The sequence below is a fragment of the Arthrobacter sp. ov118 genome (assembly GCF_900116495.1).
Taxonomy (GTDB): Bacteria; Actinomycetota; Actinomycetes; order Actinomycetales; family Micrococcaceae; genus Arthrobacter.
The window spans coordinates 83804-101345 of the sequence record NZ_FPAY01000003.1 but is presented as its reverse complement, the minus strand read 5'-3'; the positions used below and the strand labels follow the sequence as shown (position 1 = coordinate 101345).

At 68.9% G+C, this 17542-nt stretch carries 15 protein-coding genes and 1 riboswitch; of the genes, 7 read left to right on the top strand and 8 right to left on the bottom strand.

Annotated elements, in window-relative coordinates; translation table 11 throughout:
• Positions 1 to 303 precede the first annotated feature (303 nt).
• Positions 304 to 813, bottom strand: a complete 510-nt coding sequence (locus tag BM372_RS07980) for a methyltransferase family protein (protein WP_090953936.1) — start codon at positions 811 to 813, stop codon at positions 304 to 306.
• Between the two features lie 124 nt (positions 814 to 937).
• Between BM372_RS07980 and BM372_RS07975 the strand changes: the two genes are divergently transcribed.
• Positions 938 to 2236, top strand: a complete 1299-nt coding sequence (locus tag BM372_RS07975; RefSeq protein ID WP_090953934.1) for a DNA glycosylase AlkZ-like family protein — start codon at positions 938 to 940, stop codon at positions 2234 to 2236.
• 10 nt (positions 2237 to 2246) lie between these two features.
• Here BM372_RS07975 and BM372_RS07970 read toward each other — a convergent pair whose 3' ends face one another.
• Positions 2247 to 2747, bottom strand: a complete 501-nt coding sequence (locus BM372_RS07970) for a nucleoside deaminase (RefSeq protein ID WP_090953932.1) — start codon at positions 2745 to 2747, stop codon at positions 2247 to 2249.
• A gap of 74 nt (positions 2748 to 2821) precedes the next feature.
• On the opposite strand from BM372_RS07970, the gene BM372_RS07965 reads away from it, so the two are divergent.
• The 4 genes from BM372_RS07965 to BM372_RS07950 all read left to right on the top strand — a co-directional run bounded on the left by BM372_RS07965 (position 2822) and on the right by BM372_RS07950 (position 5516).
• Positions 2822 to 3682: a phosphatase PAP2 family protein gene (locus BM372_RS07965; protein WP_256214118.1), complete on the top strand. Its 861-nt coding sequence runs from the start codon at positions 2822 to 2824 to the stop codon at positions 3680 to 3682.
• Positions 3683 to 3694: 12 nt separating this feature from the next.
• Positions 3695 to 4330: a uracil phosphoribosyltransferase gene (gene upp, locus BM372_RS07960; protein ID WP_013599856.1), complete on the top strand. Its 636-nt coding sequence runs from the start codon at positions 3695 to 3697 to the stop codon at positions 4328 to 4330.
• Between the two features lie 93 nt (positions 4331 to 4423).
• Positions 4424 to 4801, top strand: a complete 378-nt coding sequence (locus tag BM372_RS07955; protein WP_090953930.1) for a glyoxalase superfamily protein — start codon at positions 4424 to 4426, stop codon at positions 4799 to 4801.
• Positions 4802 to 4835: 34 nt separating this feature from the next.
• Positions 4836 to 5516: an HAD-IA family hydrolase gene (locus BM372_RS07950; RefSeq protein ID WP_090953928.1), complete on the top strand. Its 681-nt coding sequence runs from the start codon at positions 4836 to 4838 to the stop codon at positions 5514 to 5516.
• A gap of 64 nt (positions 5517 to 5580) precedes the next feature.
• On the opposite strand, the gene BM372_RS07945 is transcribed toward BM372_RS07950, so the two are convergent.
• The 6 genes from BM372_RS07945 to BM372_RS07920 form a co-directional block, all read right to left on the bottom strand.
• On the bottom strand, positions 5581 to 7710 hold the full coding sequence (locus tag BM372_RS07945; protein ID WP_256214115.1) for an ArnT family glycosyltransferase: 2130 nt from the start codon (positions 7708 to 7710) through the stop codon (positions 5581 to 5583).
• Positions 7711 to 7716: 6 nt separating this feature from the next.
• The gene (locus tag BM372_RS07940) at positions 7717 to 9774 is read right to left on the bottom strand and encodes a glycosyltransferase family 39 protein (RefSeq protein WP_090953926.1); all 2058 of its coding nucleotides are present in this window, start codon (positions 9772 to 9774) and stop codon (positions 7717 to 7719) included.
• A complete protein-coding gene (locus BM372_RS07935) occupies positions 9771 to 11309 on the bottom strand; it encodes a bifunctional glycosyltransferase family 2/GtrA family protein (RefSeq protein ID WP_090954539.1) in 1539 nt (512 codons plus the stop codon). Before BM372_RS07935 ends, BM372_RS07940 begins: the two co-directional genes overlap by 4 nt.
• Positions 11310 to 11474: 165 nt before the next feature.
• Positions 11475 to 12299, bottom strand: a complete 825-nt coding sequence (locus BM372_RS07930; RefSeq protein WP_090953924.1) for an aggregation-promoting factor C-terminal-like domain-containing protein — start codon at positions 12297 to 12299, stop codon at positions 11475 to 11477.
• Positions 12299 to 12486, bottom strand: a riboswitch (cyclic di-AMP (ydaO/yuaA leader). It overlaps the preceding gene by 1 nt.
• Before the next feature lie 164 nt (positions 12487 to 12650).
• The gene (locus BM372_RS07925) at positions 12651 to 14213 is read right to left on the bottom strand and encodes a sensor histidine kinase (protein ID WP_090954537.1); all 1563 of its coding nucleotides are present in this window, start codon (positions 14211 to 14213) and stop codon (positions 12651 to 12653) included.
• Positions 14214 to 14309: 96 nt separating this feature from the next.
• Positions 14310 to 15050, bottom strand: coding sequence for a response regulator transcription factor (locus BM372_RS07920; RefSeq protein ID WP_090953922.1), 741 nt, complete (start codon positions 15048 to 15050; stop codon positions 14310 to 14312).
• Between the two features lie 230 nt (positions 15051 to 15280).
• Between BM372_RS07920 and BM372_RS07915 the strand changes: the two genes are divergently transcribed.
• Entirely contained in the window at positions 15281 to 16114 is an 834-nt protein-coding gene (locus BM372_RS07915) for a hypothetical protein (protein ID WP_256214111.1), read from the top strand.
• A 540-nt stretch (positions 16115 to 16654) separates the two neighbouring features.
• On the top strand, positions 16655 to 17518 hold the full coding sequence (locus BM372_RS07910; RefSeq protein ID WP_090953920.1) for a winged helix-turn-helix domain-containing protein: 864 nt from the start codon (positions 16655 to 16657) through the stop codon (positions 17516 to 17518).
• The last annotated feature ends 24 nt before the right edge of the window (positions 17519 to 17542 follow it).

Here is a 17542-nt window from a genome sequence, read left to right as displayed (position 1 = left end):
CGCAGGGCTGTTGCGGCCGCGAAAGGATTGGCGGCCATTGTCTTGCCTGTGGACTCGGACCATTCGTGAAACCTGGAACGGCGGCCGGCACGGTGTTGGAGGGGGCAGGGGACGCCTTCAGAGTGCAATTCAATACCAAGGCACGCATGCAGTCACCCCTTCCGTTGCGTCGGCCGTCATCGCCCGTCCCGGTTTTCATCACGTTGGCCGGGGTGCCGTCGATGACCCTTTGACCCTAGCCCCGGACAATGAAATCAGAAAGGGTGCTGTGGAAATTTCGGGCATCCGGGGAGGTCGGGCCCGTCACGCCCGCCACGGCGTGAGCCGCGGCCACCACCCCGGGACGTTGCGCCGGTAGTCGAGGTACTGCGCGCCGTAGGTGCTGGTGAGGATCGGTTCCTCGTAGCCCTTCACGAAGGCGACGACGGCGGCGAGGACGATCCCGGCGTAGAGCACAAGCCCCCAGCTGCCGAACAGCAGCGCCTGGCCGAGGATGATCGTGAGCACCGCGAGGTACATCGGATTGCGCACGAATCTGTAGACCCCCGTCACCACTAGCGCCTCGGTGGGAGCGACCGGAGCGGGCGTTCCGCGGTGCAGGGCGAACAGCGCGAAGGCGTGCAGGAGGAAAGCCACCCCGATAGCGATCGCGATCCAGGCGACCGGCTCCACGGCCCAGGCCGCACCGGCCCAGTCGTACCACCGCCAGCCGGAGACGAGCCACGGGATGAAGACCGCGACGACGCCGGGCGCGAGGAGGAGGAAGACGATCGTCCCGATCCAGGCGCGTGCGGGCGAGGCTCTCTGGCCCATGTGCGTCAAACTAGCCTGATTCCTCCGACCGCGCCAGAGGAGCATGTCACTCCAGGAGTCCTTGCCATCCTAACCATCCCGTAATGGCATACCGCTGGCGGAGAAGCTGTTGGAGAATGAGCCCATGAGCACCGAGCCTGCAACGACGACGTCGGCATCGCCAGACGGGCCCGCCACCATGCCGGGACCGCGGAGTCTGACCCGGGAGCGTCTCCGGGCGTGGGCCTGGCACCGGCAGGGCCTGGACGGCTCGCTGGCCGGCTGCACGGCGGAGCAGGTTCTCGCCCGGGCAGGCTGGGCCCGGTCCGTGGGCGGCGCCAATCCCTACATCACGCTCTTCGCCCGTGCCGGAATCCGCCGCGAACAGGTGGACGCAGACGTGCTCGCGCACCGGATCCTCGAACTTCCCGCCGCCCGCGGCTGCACCTACGTCCTGGGCCGGGACGACTTCGCCTGGGCCCTCAGGCTCGGCAAGGACGCAGCCGAAGCCGTGCGCGTGCTGGGCAGGCTCGGCGTGGACCGCGGTGAAATCACGCTGCTGGAGGAGCAGGTGGTGAACACGCTCGCGGAGGCGGAGGGGCCGATGGATCCCCGGCAGCTCAAGGAGGAGCTGGGTGAGTCCGTGCGGAATCTCGGCGAAGAAGGCAAGAAGAAGGGCGCCACCACCACGCTGCCCACCGCGCTGGGGATCCTCCAGTCGCAGGGCAGGATCCGCCGCGTCCCGGCCAACGGGCGCCTGGACCAGCAGCGCTACGCCTACGCGCTCTGGGACCTGCCTCCGAGCACCCTCGACGACGACGCCGCCCGCACTGAGCTGATCCGCCGCTACCTGGGCTGGACCGGGGGAGCCACCCTCAAGCAGTCGCAGTGGTTCACGGCCTTCACCGTGGCGCAAAGTAAGGCAGCGCTCGCCGCCGTCGGCGCCGTCGAGGTGCCCACCGCGCTGACTTCAGAGGGGGGTGACGCGCTGTGGATACTGCCCGACGACGTCGAGCGCCTCGCCGCCTTCGAAGAACCCGATGCCGAACAAATCCAGCTGCTCGCGGGAACCGACTCACTGTTCCTGCTGCGCCGCAACGCGGCGGACCTGCTCGCGGAGGAGGACCAGCACAAACCGGCGCTGGAATCGCTCGCGCTGCAGGCGGACCTCCCGGACCACCCCATCCTGGACCGCGGCAGGATCATCGGACTCTGGCAGTACGAACCGGCCAAGGAGCGGATCGTGACCTGGCTGTTCCATGGCCCCACGCCCGCCGTCACGGCGCGGATTGCCGAGGTGGAAGCCTGGATCCGCGAGGACCTCGGCGATTTCCGGGCCTTCAGCCTGGACTCACCGGCCAGCCGGCAGAAGCGGATCGATGCGCTGGCGGCCTCCGCAGCCGTCTCCGCGGCGTCGTTTGCCCGCGGCGGTACGGCCAGCTAGCCGGAACGGATCAGGCGCGGTGTCCGGCAAAAAAGTCCCGCAGCAGCGCGGCACACTCCTGCTCCCGGACGCCCCCGTACACTTCCACCCAGTGGTTGAGCCGGCGCTCGCGGAGGATGTCGAACACGGAGCCCGCCGCGCCGGCCTTTTCATCCCACGCACCGAACACCACCCGTGGGATCCTGGCCAGGACCACCGCACCGGCGCACATCGCGCAGGGCTCCAACGTGACCGCCAGGGTGCAGTCCTCCAGCCGCCAGCCGTCGTCGCGCCTGCCCTCCGCTGCCCGCCGCGCCCGCAGCCGGGCGGCGGCCTCCCGGATGGCGACGATCTCGGCATGGGCCGTCGGGTCCCCAAGTGCCTCGCGTTCATTGCGTCCGGAACCCAGAACCGAACCGTCCGGTCCGATCACGACGGCGCCGATCGGCACGTCCGCCGTGGTCAGGGCCCGGCGTGCCTCGGCCAGGGCAAGTCCCATCCAGTCGGCATGGCGGGGCTCCGGGGACGTCATGGCTCAATGATAGGTTCAACCATAAGCGTGCTGTGCAGCGCAACTGGGCAGCCCCAAGCATTCGGGAGGCGGCCGTGACTACCGGAGCCGAGAACTGGCTGACGAAACACTGGGGCAAGTGGGTGGTGCCCTACGCCGCGCTGTGGATCACGATGCTCATTGGCGGCATTCTGGTGATATTCCTGGCGCTTTTCGTCGCCGAGCTCTACGACAACGTGGTGGACGACGCCGGCTTCGCGAACCTGGATAAACCCACCCTGGCTTTCATGGAACAGATCCGCAGCCCGGGGCTGGACGCCTTTGTCACCGGGTTCACCAACATCGGCGGCGGAATCGGGATGCCCATCCTGGCCAGCATCCTGACGGCATTGCTGATCTACACCTCCCGCACCTGGCGGCCGCTGATCCTGATCGGCGGTGCTGCCGCCGTCTCCATCACCGCCACGAGCCTAGGCAAGAAACTCATTGGCCGTACCCGCCCCGACCACGCCGACGCCGTGCCGCCCTACGAGAGCTCCCCGTCGTTCCCGAGCGGCCACACCCTGAACACCACAGTGGTGATCGCGCTGGTGGTCTACCTGGCCTGTCTGCAGATCAAGCGCGCGCTCGCCCGGGTGGTCCTCATCACGGCGGGGGTGCTGTTCATCGCCGCGATGGGCATGAGCCGGGTCTTCCTGGGCCACCACTGGATGACCGACGTGATGGTGGGATGGGCGCTGGGACTGGGCTGGGTTGGAATTGTGATCCTTGCCCACCATCTCTTCCATGTGCTGCGGCACCGGGAGCACGCCGGCCCCGCGCCGACCTTCGAACACCCCGCCCACCTGGGTGCGGGCGCCAACGGCACAACGACGGCCGACGGCGGCGGAACGACGGCAGGTACGAACGACGCCGATACGCCGGGACCTGCGGGACGGTCCTCGGCGCCCGGGTGATAGTTTTGACCCATGCGCACTCTCGTTGTGGACCACCCCCTGGTCGCCCATAAACTCACCGTTCTGCGGGACAAGAACACACCGTCCCCGGTGTTCCGCCAGCTCACCGAGGAACTTGTCACGCTTCTCGCCTACGAGGCCACGCGTGAGGTCCGCACCGAGCCCGTGACCATCGAGACGCCCGTCAGCACCACCGTCGGCACGGCCTTCACCAAGCCCACCCCGCTGGTGGTTCCGATTCTCCGCGCCGGGCTCGGCATGCTCGAAGGCATGACCAAGCTGGTCCCCACCGCGGAGGTCGGCTTCCTGGGCATGGCCCGCGACGAAGAGACCCTGGACATCATCACTTACGCCGAACGGCTCCCCGAGGACCTCACGGACCGCCAGATCTTCGTCCTCGACCCGATGCTGGCCACGGGCGGAACCCTGCGCGAGGCCATCAAGTTCCTCTTCAAGCGCGGGGCCTCCGACGTCACGTGCATTTGCCTCCTGGCGGCCCCAGAGGGCCTGGCCAAGCTGGAGGAGGAGCTGTCCGGCGCCAACGTGACGATCGTGCTGGCCTCGATCGATGAGAAACTCAACGAGAAGTCCTACATCGTGCCCGGCCTGGGCGACGCCGGAGACCGGCTGTACGGCATCGCCGGCTAGGGGCGGAGCTCCGCCGGGGATCTTTTCTCTGGGCCGGCGATCCCTTCCGCCGCGCCCTTCCGCATTGGCGCGGCCCGCGCTAGCCTGTGCGCCATGGACTGGAAACTTGAACTCGTGTTTGTCCCCGTGTCCGATGTGGACCGGGCGAAGGATTTCTATGTCAACAAGGTGGGCTTCAACGCCGACTACGACGAGCGCCCCACCGAGGGGCTCCGGTTCGTCCAGCTGACACCGCCGGGCTCCGGCTGCTCGATCGCCATTGGTGAGGGCCTCAACGACGCCCCGCCCGGCACGGCACCGAGCCTGCAGCTCGTGGTCAGCGACATCCAGGCCGCGCACCGCCAGCTCAAGGACAACGGCGTGGAGGTCAGCGACGTCGACGTCCAGGACTGGGGGCACTTCGTCTACTTCGCCGACCCCGACGGCAACAAATGGGCCGTGCAGTACATCCCGAACCGGCCCAACGGCTGAAACCCGGGGAGCGGGCATACGGCAGGATAGGGGCATGAGCCTTCCACCCCGACGCCTTCCCACGACCCTGACCGCGCGTGCCGTCCTGTTCGATATGGACGGCACGCTGGTCGATTCCACCAGCATCGTGGAGCAGGTGTGGACCACTTTCGCCGGACGCTACGGCCTGGACATCGGGGAGATTCTGGCCACCTCCCACGGGGTCCAAGCGATGGACACAGTCCGCAGGTTCGCCCCCGCCGGCGCCGACGTCGGTGCCCTCGCGGCCGAACTGGGCCGGATGGAGCTGACCGAGACCCGCGGCATTGTTGCGGTGCCGGGCGCGCTGGAACTGCTGGCGAGCCTGCCGCCCGATGCCGTGGCGCTCGTGACGTCAGCTTCGCGGGATCTGGCCGAGGTCCGGATGGCCGCCGCGGAGATCGCCGTGCCGGCCGCCTCGGTCACATCGGAGGATGTCCTGCGGGGCAAACCGCATCCTGAGGGATACCTCCGCGCGGCCGCCCTGCTGGGCGTCGACCCCGCCGACGCCGTGGTGTTCGAGGACGCGCCCGCCGGCATCGCCGCGGGAGTCGCCGCCGGCATCCGGACGGTGGCGGTCGGACCCAACGCCGGCGAACTGCCGGACGGCGTGCTCCACATCCCGGACTACTCCGGGGTGTCGGTGACCACGCAGGTCAGCAGCGCCGGCGTCCGCACCCTGTCCTTCACCTTCTAAGGCCCTGGGTGCGGGCGGCCCTGGATGCGGGCCGACCGGGCGGGTCCGGCCGGCATCCGCCCGCCTACCCGGCCAGCAGATAGACACTGGTCCCGCCCACCGTCTGGGCCGTGAACTTCGCCTGCACCCAGGCCGCAATCTGGGCCGCGTCATCGGATCCGCTCTCGCCCTGCATCATCCGCCCGGCGATGAAGTAATGGATCTTGCCGTCGGCCACGTACTGCTGGAATTGTGCCAGCGTCGGCGCCGGGTCCGTGCCGTTGAACCCGCCCACGGCCATCACCGGAAGCTCGGTCGCCAGCTGGTAGCCCGCGGCGTTGTTGGACCCGACGACGGCGGCAGCCCAGGTGAAGTTCCCGGCGTCCGTCTGCAGCGCGGTCACGAGGGCCGCCGACGGCGTGCTGGCCCCGAGCAGACCGCCCATGCCGCCCGCCCCGCCCGCACCCGGGCCGCGGCCGGCGCCCGCACCGTTAGCTGCGGTGCCGTTAGCTGCAGTGCCGTTGGTTGCGGTGGCACCGCCGAAGGCCCGGGGCAGGCCTGCCCCGCCCCGTCCGGACACGGCCGGACCCGCGCTGACGATCGAGCCGCTGTGGGCGCTGGCCGCCGTCGACAATGAGTACGCCAGCGGTCCGGCAAGAGCCGCCGCGACGGCCAGCACCGCCGTCGTCCGCGCCACGATCCTGGACGCTGCACCGGGCCACCTGATAGCAGGGGCGGCCAGCACCAGGCAGGCCGCGGCGAGCGAACCGAGGAGCACCACCCAGCGCAGCCACGGCACGAACGTTGCCGTGCGGCCGAGCAGTTCGGAGCCCATGACCCCGGCAGCCACGATCGCCCCGGCGAGCACCGCGGCCGCCACGGGCTGGTCCCGCCGCTGCCAGAGCAGGACGCCGCCCAGGCCTGCGAGCCCGGCGATCCCGGGGGCCAGCGCCACCATGTAGTAGGGGTGGATGATCCCGGCCATGAAGCTGAACGTCAGGCCGGTCACCGCCACCCAGGAGCCCCAGATGATCACCGAGGCCCGCACGGCATCGGTGCGCGGCGCCCGGCGCCCCAGCCAGAGCAGTCCCGCTCCGAGCACCAGCACCGAGGGCAGGAGCCAGGCGATCTGGCCACCGAACTCGCTGTTGAAGAGCCGGAACAGCCCCGGCGTGCCCCAGCCGTTGCCGCCGCCCACGCTGCCAGTTTCGTCGCCGTTCAGGCGGCCCAGGCCGTTGTAGCCGAGAGTCAGCTCGAGGATGGAGTTGTTCTGCGAACCGCCGATGTAGGGCCGGTCCGCGGCGGGGATGAGTTCGACGGCGGCCAGCCACCACCCGGCCGCGGCGGCCACCGCCGCGCCCGCGGCGAGCAGGTGCAGGAGGCGCTTGCCAAGCCCGGCCGGCGCGGCGAGCAGATAGGCCAGGGCGAAGCCGGGGACAACCAGCAGGACCTGCAGCTGCTTGGTGAGGAACCCGTTGCCCAGCAACGCCCCGGCCAACAGGAGCCAGCGCAGCCGGGCGTCCTGGATGGAGCGCACCACGGCGTAGGCGGCCGCGGTCATCAGCAGCACCAGCAGGGCGTCGGGGTTGTTGAACCGGAACATCAGCACGGCCACGGGGGTCAGGGCCATGACCGCACCGGCGAGCAGCCCGGCCCGGTGGGCCAGCCGCGCATCGGCCGTGGCGGGCGCCGCGGCCCGGCGCACGGCCAGGTAGACCAGCCAGGCCGTGCCGACTCCCATGAGCGCCTGCGGGACCAGGATGCTCCAGGAACTCAGCCCGAAGAGCCGCACCGACAAACCCATCACCCACAGTGACGCAGGCGGCTTGTCCACGGTGATGGCGTTGGCGGCGTCGGACGAACCAAAGAACCAGGCCGTCCAGTCCTGTGACCCGGCCTGTGCCGCAGCGGAGTAGAAGGCATTCGCCCAGCCGGAGACGTTGAGGTTCCACAGGTACAGCAGGGCCGTGGCCAGGAGCAGGCCCGCCAGTTCGAGCTGCTGCCGCAGCGGCCGGGCGCCTGGCCAGGTCCGCCTGGCACCTCCGCGGCGGGCACCACCGCGCAGGGCGCCGGCGGCCCGGGCGCTGGAGGTCCGGGCGCTGGAGCGGCTGGCAGACCGGAACGGCAGGGACCGGGGCCGGTCAGGCGCCTGCAGCGGCGACTGGCCAGCACGGTCCGGCGTCGCGGACGCGCCGGGAGTCAGGGTGTCAGTCATGGCTGCCTAGACCCCCAGCTTGTAGACGGTGGTGTTGCCCACGGTCTGGGTCTGGTAGTTGGCCGCGACCCAGGCTGCGACCTCGGAGTTGCCGCCGCGGCCACCGCCCATGCCGCCGCCGGAAATGAAGTAGCCGATCTCGCCGCGGTCCACCATGGCCTGGAACTGTGCGAGCGTCGGGTAGGGGTCGCCGCCGTTCCAGCCGCCGAGAGCGATCACGCTGGTGCCGGTGGCGAGTTCCAGGCTGGCGGCCTGGGTGGCGCCGGAGACAATCGCGGACCACCTGGTGCCGGAAGACTTCAGCAGGGCGGTCAGCTCTGTCGAGGTCGTTCCCTCGCCCATGCCGCCCATCCCGGCACCCGGGGCGGCGCCGCTGGTGCTGACGTTCCCGCCGTCGCGGGCCGTCCTGCCGGCAGCCCCGAAGCCGCCACCCATTGCGGAGGCCGTGGGCCCGGAGGTGGGGATGGAACCGGAGTGCGGCTGAGCCGCCGTCGCCAGCGTCCAGGCGGTGCTGCCAAGCCCGCCTGCCAGCACGGAGAGGATCACGACGCCGGCGGTGGCGGCCCTGCGGAACCGGGCAGGAAGAGCCGGCAGGCTATCCACGCGCAGGATCACGGCCGCGGCCGCGAGTACGCCCAGGACCACTACGATCAGGCGGAGCGCGGGAAGCCAGGCCGGGTCCCGGCCCAGGAGCACGGCGGACCAGATCGAGGTGGCCAGTATTGTCACAGCCAGGACCGTGCGTGCCGGCCAGTAGGCCCGGCCCCGCCACAGTTCCACGGAGCCGATGCCTGCCAGGGCTGCGACCGCCGGAGCCAGTGCCACGGCGTAGTACGGGTGCACGGTGCCGCTCATGAAGCTCAAAATCACGGCCGTGACGGCCAGCCAGCCGCCCCACAGCAGGAGTGCCGCGCGGGTTCTCGAGGTCCGGGAGTCGCGCCGGGTGAACCACAGTCCGGCGGCCAGCAGGATTAGGGCGGCGGGCAGCAGCCAGGACACCTCGCCACCGAAGCTGGCTCCGAACATCCGGGTGATCCCGGCCGCGCCGCCAAAGCCGACGTTGCCGTTGCCGCCCGGGCCGCCAGCGTTTCCGCCAGCGTTGCCTCCGGCAAGCATGCCGCCGCCGGAACCCGTGATCCGGCCCAGGCCGTTGTAGCCGAACGTGAGTTCCAGGAAGCTGTTCGTCTCAGAGCCTGCCATATACGGGCGGGCCGAGGCCGGGGTCAGCTGGAACAGCACAAGGTAGCTTCCGGCCACCACCATGATCCCTCCGGCGGCGGCCAGCAGGTGCAAAAGTCTGCGGCCGAGGGTGGCCGGCGCCGCCCACAGATAGGCCAGGGCCAGCGCCGGCACGATTAGAAAACCCTGCAGCATCTTGGTCAGGAACGCCAGACCAATCACGGCGCCCGCCGCGGCGAGCCATTTCCAGCCTGCCTTCTCGATGGCTCGGGTGGTGAGATACGCGGCCAGCACTAGGCACAGGGTGAGCATGGCGTCGGGGTTGTTGAACCGGAACATGAGTGCGGCCACCGGGGTCAGCGCCAGGGCGCCGCCGGCCATCAGGCCCGCGGCAGGCCCGGAGACGCGCTTGACCGTCAGGTAGAGGAGTCCGACGGCGGCCACTCCCATGAGTGCCTCGGGAACAAGCATGCTCAGGGCTGAGAAGCCGAAGATCCGTCCGGCGAGGGCAGGGATCCACAGGGCAGCCGGCGGCTTGTCCACCGTGATGGCGTTGCCGGCGTCGAGGGAACCGAACAGCAGGGCGGTCCAGTCCTTGGTTCCGGCCTGGATCGCCGCAGCGTAGAAGGAGTTGGCATAACCGGTGGCTTGCAGGTTCCACAGGTACAGCACGGCGGTGAGGACCAACAGCAGGGCTGCCGACGGCCGCACCCAACGGGGTTGCGAGCCGAACAGGAGACGGTCCTTGCGGCTCCGGGGCGCCGGCGGGAGCGGCGTTGACCCTGCCGCTTCACGCACCTGAGCGGGTGCTTCCTGGACTGCCGGCTGGCCGCTGGCGGGTGAGCCGGGCTGGGCGCCGACCGTGGGACTGATCGTCGTGGTCATTTACTCGGCCGTTTCTGTGCAAGTGGTTCTGTGCAGGGGAGGGAAGCGTCGGGGGCGCCGGGCGCCGGAACAGGCGCCGGAACAGCGGGTGTGGCACCGGGCGCCGGACAAGCCGGGCCGGCCCGGACGCGGAAGACCACCAGCCGGAAGAGCAGGAACTTGATGGCCGTGGCGGCCAAGTTGGCGGCGGTGACGGTGACCAGTTCAAGCCAGCGCTCCGGTGTTCCGCCTGACACGCCGTGAACCAGGGCGAGCGCACCTGACGTCAGGGCCAGCCCAATGCCAAAGACCAGAAGTCCTTCGAAGTGGTGGCGGGCGGCCTGGCTGCTGCCCTGGATGCCGAATGTGAAGCGCCGGTTGGCTGCGGTGTTGGCCACCGCGGTGGTGAGCAAGGCGAGGAAATTGGCCAGCTGCGGGTCCATGATTCCGCGGCAGAACAGGAAGATCACCAGATAGGCCAGGGTAGAGGCCACCCCGATGCTGCCGAAGCGGACGAGCTGGCCGAAGAGGCTTCCGCCGGGACTTTGTTCCTGGGCCCGCGAGGACGCCGGAAGCGGCCCGCGGGCCAGGGCGGCGCGCAGTTCGGGCACCGGGATCCGGCCCGAGACCAGGTCCCGGCTCAGCCGCGCCATGCCGCGAAGGTCCGAGATTGCCGTCTGGACGATGTCCACGCTGGAATCCGGGTCGTCCGTCCAGTCCACAGGGACTTCATGGACGCGCAGGCCGCACTTCTCGGCCAGGACCAGCAGTTCCGTGTCGAAGAACCAGGCGTTGTCCAGGGTGTGGGGAAGCAGTTGCCGGGCCACGTCCGACCGGATTGCCTTGAAGCCGCACTGGGCGTCGCTGAAATGGGCGCCCATGAGGGACTGCAGCAGGAAGTTGTAGCTGCGCGAGATGAACTCACGTTTGGGTCCGCGGACCACGCGCGAGCTGCGGGTCAGCCGCGTCCCGATCGCGAGGTCGGAGTGTCCGGAGATGAGCGGGGCAAGGAGGGGACCGAGCGCCGCAAGATCGGTGGAAAGGTCCACGTCCATGTAGGCCAGGACGGGCGACGGCGAGGCGAGCCACACTTTGCGCAGCGCGTTTCCACGGCCCTTTTCCGCCATGTGGACCACGCTCACCTCGCGGAGCTCACGCGCTACCCGTTCGGCGGTCTTGAGCGTCCCGTCGGTGCTGGCGTTGTCCGCCACCGTGATCCGGAACGAATGCGGGAAGGAGGTAAGAAGATAGGCGTGCAGCCGGCGCAGGCAGGCTTCGAGGTCGCGTTCTTCATTGAAGACGGGGATGGTGACGTCCAGCACCGGCGTGCTGACACGCGTGTCAATGGCTAAGCGGCGGCCGCCCGTATCGGTAATGAGGGGGACGGCCAACGCGCCCACAAGAGGGTCGACAAGAGCTCCGGCAAGCGTGCCCTGGGCGGGCGCCTCGGCCAGGGCCAGCGCGGCCAGCGCGGACGGCGCGGCCAGTGCCGCCGGGCCCGCCGGCGTCGCCGCGGGATGGGGAAGGGTTCCTGAGGCCTGGTCTGTGAACGTCATGGTTCCACTTTCCCGGCGGCCCATATGAAGGCTTTAAGGCGAAGCTGTGCGGGGCCTGTGGAAATCGGGCTCGCCCCGGCTCCGGCCCGCGCACAGGAGGCCCCGGATCACGTGGATCCGGGGCCTCCCTAGGCGCTCTGTGCGCAGGCTGGCTGTTTGGCCGGCCTAGTACCAGTTGTTTGCGAGGTGGAAGTCCAAGGCGCCGCAGGGGGAGCCGTAGCGCGACTTGATGTAGTCCAGTCCCCAGTTGATCTGGGTCCGGTAGTTGGTCATGTAGTCGGCACCGGCGCTCGCCATCTTCGAGGCGGGCAGGGACTGGACCACACCGTAGGCGCCGCTGCTGGCGTTGGTGGCAGTTGTCTTCCAGTCCGATTCCTTGGTCCAGAGCTTCTGCAGGCACGGCATCTGACCGGGGCCCCAGCCGAAGCTGCCCAGCTTGGCGGCGGCGTAGGCCTGTGCTCCGTCGGGGTCGTTGACGGCGACGGGCGCCTTTGCGGGGGCGGGTGCCTTTTTGGGGGCGGGTGCCTTTGCGGCGGCGGGTGCCTTTTTGGGGACGGGCGCCTTTGCAGGGGCAGGTGCCTTTGCGGCGGCGGTCGCCTTTGCCGGAGCAGGTGCGGCGGCCGGTGCTTTGGCGGGCTTGGCCTCGGCGGTCTGGGCTGCCGTGCTGTTCTCTGCTGCAGTCGGTGCGGCGACCAGGACCTGTTCGAAGTTGAGCTTGGGCAGCGGGTCGGCGACGGTGACCGCCTCGGCGCCCGCAACGTTCGACGCGTGGGCACCCGTCACGGCTGCCTGGCCGGCGGCGGCGCCCCCGGCCAGCAGTACGGCGCAGGTGGCTGTCGCGACGGCGGCGCGGCGGCCGGTAATGCTGAACCCGGCGGCCAGCCGGGACAGGGCAGTCGTCTTCTTCGCCGTTTCGGCGCGGTGGCGCGACTTGGCGGTGCGGGAATCGGAAACGCCGTCAGGGCGCGTTTGTACCTGGAATTCAGTCATGATCGCCTCTCATACGCCGGCGGAGTTAGCTGTCGGGTTCGGATGAGGTCATCCGGCCGCACGGAAAATCACGTGTCGGCTTCACCCCGAGGGCGCATGAGTGCAGAATGCCCGGGAACTCTGGGTCCCCCGCCTCTGCCTGTCTGAGCGGAATCCGGGAAGCGGCAGAGTTTGGCGTCCATCCGGATATGCGGCACCAGTGGCGGCCGCACGCTAAAGACGCTACAGGACCCGAATGCTTAAGTCACATTTTGGTAACAAGAGTCACAGTGGCGGGGTGTCGGCTTGTGCAGTTTTTTCAGGTCGCTCGAGTCGGCAGGGGCAGTCCGGAGGAGGCGGCCCGGAGGCTGGCTAAACCGCCGGCGGCACGGCAGGGAGCCGGACAGCGAACTCGGTGCGGCCGGGCCGTGACGTGACTTCGACAGTGCCGCCATGGGCCTCCACGATCGACTGGACAATGGACAAGCCCAGGCCACTCGTGCCTTCGGACGTCGGCGTGGCAGTAGCCGCGCCCGGACCGCCCGGGACGCCGCCGGCCGCACTGCCGCGGCTCCCGGAACCATCACGGGAAACAGCAGCAGAAACAGCCCGGGCGGCCGACCCGGACCGGGCACCCGCCGTCGCCACCGCGGGCCTGGGTGCAGCGTTGGCCGCCGGATTGGTGCGCGCGGCGTCGGCCCGCGCGAAGCGGGCGAAGACCCGGCCGACGAATTCCGGGGCGATGCCGCCGCCGTTATCCGTCACGGTGATCACGGCACTGCCGTCAGCCGAACGCATGACGCCGGTGACCACGGTGGTTCCCGGTGCTGTGTGCTTGCGCGCATTGGACAGGAGGTTGGCGATGACTTGCTGAAGCTGCGTGGCGTCGCCGCGCACCGCCACGGGCTCGTCGGGGAGTTCCAGTTTCCAGACATGGTCCGGCGCCATGACCTTTTCGTCGCTCACCGTCTCGATGGCCAACTGGGTGAGGTCGACGTCGGCCATCTTGAGCGGCTGTCCCTCGTCCAGGCGCGCCAGCAGCAGCAGGTCTTCCACGAGGGTGGTCATTCGCTCAGACTGGCTTTGGACGCGGGACAGGGACCTCTCGCCGTCGGGCGTGAAGTGCTCGGTCATCCGCATCAGCTCCGTGTAGCCGCGGATGGCCGTGAGTGGAGTGCGGAGTTCGTGCGAGGCGTCGGCAACGAACTGCCGTACCTTCGTTTCGCTCTCCTGCCGCGCTTCGAGGGCGTTGGCGACGTTGTCCAGCATCTGGTTCAGTGCGTGGCCCACACTGCCCACTTCCGTTCCGGGATGGGCGACCGACGCCGGGACGCGCACCCCCAGCGCCACTTCGCCGGCATCCAGCGGCAGGCGGGAGACTTTGGTGGCCACTTCGGAGAGCTGCTCCAGCGGTTTCATGGTGCGCCGGATCAGGGCCGTGCCCGCGAGTCCGATCAGCACGAGCCCTCCGGCCGATACCACCACCATGGTCCACACCAGCGAGGTCAAGGTGCTTTGCTTTTCTGCCAGCGGGAGCCCGGTGACAATGACGTCGCCATAGGGTGCGCGCACGGCCGTAAGCCGGTATGCGCCCGCCGAAAGGGTCCGGTCCACGGGCACGCCATTCGGGGTGAGTGCCAGTAGGACAGCGTTGTCGTCGGGGGAGAGGCTCTCGCGGGTGCCGTCACCGGCCAGGAAGCCGGCCCTGCTGACCGCGCCGTCCAGCAGCCGGGCGTTCAGCGTCCCGGCGCCCTGCCCGCGGGCCTCGAGGGGGTCAGGCCGGCCGGCCGGGTTGCCGGCGGCGGGCCGGCCGAACTCGCTCGAGCGGTGAGAGGCCTGGCCGAGCTGGTCATCGAGCTGCCGGGTGAGGAAGAGGTCCATGGAGGCATAGCTGAACAGACCCACCGCGCCGCAGATGGCCACCAGCAGCGCCATTGCGACCAGTACCAGCCGGGTGCGCAGATGCCACGTGGACGGATTGCGCCAGTCGCGTCCGGGAGCCCGGGTCACGCCGGAAAGTGTGGGCACGGATCAGTCCGCCGGCTTCAGGACGTAGCCTGCGCCACGCACGGTGTGGATCATGGGCGCATGGTTGGCGTCGACCTTCTTGCGGAGGTAGGAAATGTACAGTTCCACGATGTTCGCCTGGCCGCCGAAGTCATAGTCCCAGACACGGTCCAGGATCTGGGCTTTGCTGATGACCCGCTTGGGGTTTTCCATGAGGTAACGGAGCAGCTCGAACTGCGTGGCGGTCAGATGGAGCTCCTCGCCGGCCCGGGTGACTTCGCGGGTGTCGACATTGAGCACAAGGTCACCCACCACGAGCTCGGCGGTGTCCATGGCGGCCACTCCGGAGCGCTGGACCAGCCGGTGCAGGCGCAGCAGGACTTCTTCCATGCTGAACGGCTTGGTGACGTAGTCATCGCCGCCCGCAGCCAAGCCGGTGATGCGGTCCTGGACGGCATCCTTGGCGGTCAGGAACAGCGCCGGAACCTCCGGCGCGAACGCGCGGATCCGGTTGAGCAGCTCGACGCCGTCGAATCCGGGAAGCATGACGTCCAGCACCAGCACGTCGGGGCGGAACTCCTTGGCAAGCCGCACCGCTCCAGGCCCATCGCCGGCCACCGCCACAGACCAGCCGGCCATCCGAAGGCCCATGCTCATGAGCTCGGAGAGGCTGGGCTCGTCGTCCACCACCAGCGCACGGATCGGCGAGCCGTCCGGATGCGTGAGCTGGGGAAGGTTGTTGGTCATGGAGTGCGAAGTTGCCATGAGACAACTCTCCGATCTGCCCGTTAGGCGGGGCTTTGGGGACCCTGTGCGGTACCTGTGAATCCCAGCCTAGCGAGCTGGACGGCCCTCCGTGGGCTGGCCGGTCTGCTTCCGATTGCCCGGAACGTCACAGGCGCGGCTGTCGACCCGCACAGCCGAGGCACAGGATCGGTCAGCACGCTGGAGTGAACACCGATCCGCACCCTACGTACTCAATAAGGAGCAACATCATGAGCGGTCAGTATCCCGGAGCCGGTTCCGGGCCCGCCCCCGCATCCTCCCCGGACGCCGCAACGGCGCCCGCGCCCGTGACCGCGCCAGGCTGGGGCGTGCCACCTGCGGCCTCGACGGTTCCGGCAGCTGCCCCTGCCTGGGGCATGCCCCGGCAGGAGCCGACGGCCCCGGCGGCGGCGCCGGGCTGGGGCGCGCCGGGAGCCGGACCCAGGTCCGCGTCCGCCAAACCGTGGACACTGAAGCGCGGGCTGGCCGTGGCGGGAGTCGCAGCCGTCCTGGCAGTCGGGTCTGGGCTTGGCGTCTACGCTCTGACCTCAAGTTCGGCGACTGCCGATGGGACGGCGGCCGGGACGGGCGCGGGCACGGGCACCGGCGGCCAGGGTGTTGCACCGGGCATGCCGGGCTCCGCGCAAGGCGGGTTCGCGGGCGGCGGTATGTCCGGGCAGGGCGGCCCCGGCGACTTCGCCGCCGGCGGGACGGGCGGTCTTTCGGCCGCGGTTCATTCCGACTATGTGGTGCTGCAGGGAAACCAATACGTCACCATGGCCGCTCAGACGGGAACGGTGAGCGAAGTGAGTTCCTCCTCCGTCACCGTCAAAAGCGGTGACGGGTTCACGCGTAGTTACGCGCTGGGTAGCGATCTGGTGGTGAGCAATCTGCAGCAGCGGCGCCAGCAGGCCAGCGGCACGGCGTCCCAACTGACCGTGGCGGACATCGTCGCCGGCGGGACTGTCCGGATCGTGGCGGCCAAGGATGGCTCGGGTTACACGGCTGCATCCGTCATGGTCGCGGCAGCAACCTCCACAGGCTCGACGGGCCAGTCCAACTGACCCCGGCGGACGAGTATTGCCGCCGGGCCTTCGGGTCCGGCGGCGTGCCCACTCCGTGGACAACCGGCTCTCCGGGAGTGAGGTGCCGTGGTTTGGCCGTCACGGAATGCGTTGAATCCTTTTGGCAGTAGGCGCGTGTATCTCGAAGAAAATTCGGGGAGTCAAGCAATTTTACGATCCATCAGACAAAACACTTGTTATTTTATTGCGGTGGTCGAATTGTGATTTGCACTACATCCCGGCGATCCGTCTCACAATGTGGAACCTGCGGTCCTTTGTTACTTGCAAGTTCGCATTGTTACGTTGCACACTTCCAATGTGAACAAGAACTCAACAGCATCTGCAGCCGCAGCTTCCTGGATCAGCACACCCGCTGATACCGAGATGCGCTGTTGTCGAATGCACGCCTAACTTTTACACCCCAGGAGTTTCTAGGCATTCAGCCCCAGCCCAGAGTCGGGCGCCCCTCCCCAGTATTCATTGCGGGGAAAGAAGCATTCGAGCCGCGATGACGGCCATTCACATTGAGGTAAGCATTCCATGTCAGTTGCATCCGGATACGTCCACATCTCCGTCCGTAACGCCAGCAAGGCCAGCCAGACCTCCGGGATCCGCCAGGGCTTTGGCGGCCGTTCCGCTTTCGCCCCCGCCGGCTCCACCGGAACCTTCCCTGCCCCCGGATATGCAGCCCAGGGCTACAACCCTGACTCCTACGGCCAGCTTCGTGCCGTTACCCCCGCCCCGACCACTGCACCCACGCCCGTGATTGCTCCGAGTGCCGGCGGCCCGGTGCGTTCTGCCCCCAGCGATAACGTGGCCCGCGGCTTCGTGCTGTACATGGGGATCGACGAGGAAACCGCAGCCGCGGCCGGCACCTCGATCGCCAAGCTCGCCCAGGAAATCCGTGCCTACGCACAGTCGCTCGTCAGCGGCGCCGAAAGCTACGCGGCCGTCGCCGTCGCGCCGGCCAGCGCCCCGGGCTCAGCGCTGGACGTCGTCCGTTCCACGTTCGGTGACCCCACCGCCGGTGCCCGCCAGCGTCCCGAGACCACCCGGCTGCCGCAGCCGCAGGATCCTCGGCCTTCCGGCGTGCTGATCGACCTCGCCCGCCGTGAAGTGCACCTCGACGGCGAATCCCTGAACCTGACGTTCAAGGAGTTCGAACTCCTGAACTACCTTGTGGAGAACGGCACCCGCACGGTGGGCCGCGACGAGCTCCTCGAAGGCCTGTGGCGGAACGCCGAAGAGGTGCCGAACGAGCGCACCATCGACGTCCACATCCGCCGACTGCGCTCCAAGCTCGGACGCCTCGCCAACACCGTGCGCACCGTGCGCGGGCAGGGCTACCGCTTCTACGAGCACCCTGAGGTTGTCGTCTGGGCCGCTCCGGAATACTCGATCTAGCCCTCATAAATTATTAGCCGAAAG

Coding starts and splice junctions, on each gene's coding strand:
- BM372_RS07980 (WP_090953936.1), bottom strand. CDS start 813: ATGGGCCAGAGAGCCTCGCCCGCACGCGCCTGGATCGGGACGATCGTC.
- BM372_RS07975 (WP_090953934.1), top strand. CDS start 938: ATGAGCACCGAGCCTGCAACGACGACGTCGGCATCGCCAGACGGGCCC.
- BM372_RS07970 (WP_090953932.1), bottom strand. CDS start 2,747: ATGACGTCCCCGGAGCCCCGCCATGCCGACTGGATGGGACTTGCCCTG.
- upp (WP_013599856.1), top strand. CDS start 3,695: ATGCGCACTCTCGTTGTGGACCACCCCCTGGTCGCCCATAAACTCACC.
- BM372_RS07955 (WP_090953930.1), top strand. CDS start 4,424: ATGGACTGGAAACTTGAACTCGTGTTTGTCCCCGTGTCCGATGTGGAC.
- BM372_RS07950 (WP_090953928.1), top strand. CDS start 4,836: ATGAGCCTTCCACCCCGACGCCTTCCCACGACCCTGACCGCGCGTGCC.
- BM372_RS07945 (WP_256214115.1), bottom strand. CDS start 7,710: ATGACTGACACCCTGACTCCCGGCGCGTCCGCGACGCCGGACCGTGCT.
- BM372_RS07940 (WP_090953926.1), bottom strand. CDS start 9,774: ATGACCACGACGATCAGTCCCACGGTCGGCGCCCAGCCCGGCTCACCC.
- BM372_RS07935 (WP_090954539.1), bottom strand. CDS start 11,309: ATGACGTTCACAGACCAGGCCTCAGGAACCCTTCCCCATCCCGCGGCG.
- BM372_RS07930 (WP_090953924.1), bottom strand. CDS start 12,299: ATGACTGAATTCCAGGTACAAACGCGCCCTGACGGCGTTTCCGATTCC.
- BM372_RS07925 (WP_090954537.1), bottom strand. CDS start 14,213: ATGGCGCTGCTGGTGGCCATCTGCGGCGCGGTGGGTCTGTTCAGCTAT.
- BM372_RS07920 (WP_090953922.1), bottom strand. CDS start 15,050: ATGGCAACTTCGCACTCCATGACCAACAACCTTCCCCAGCTCACGCAT.
- BM372_RS07915 (WP_256214111.1), top strand. CDS start 15,281: ATGAGCGGTCAGTATCCCGGAGCCGGTTCCGGGCCCGCCCCCGCATCC.
- BM372_RS07910 (WP_090953920.1), top strand. CDS start 16,655: ATGTCAGTTGCATCCGGATACGTCCACATCTCCGTCCGTAACGCCAGC.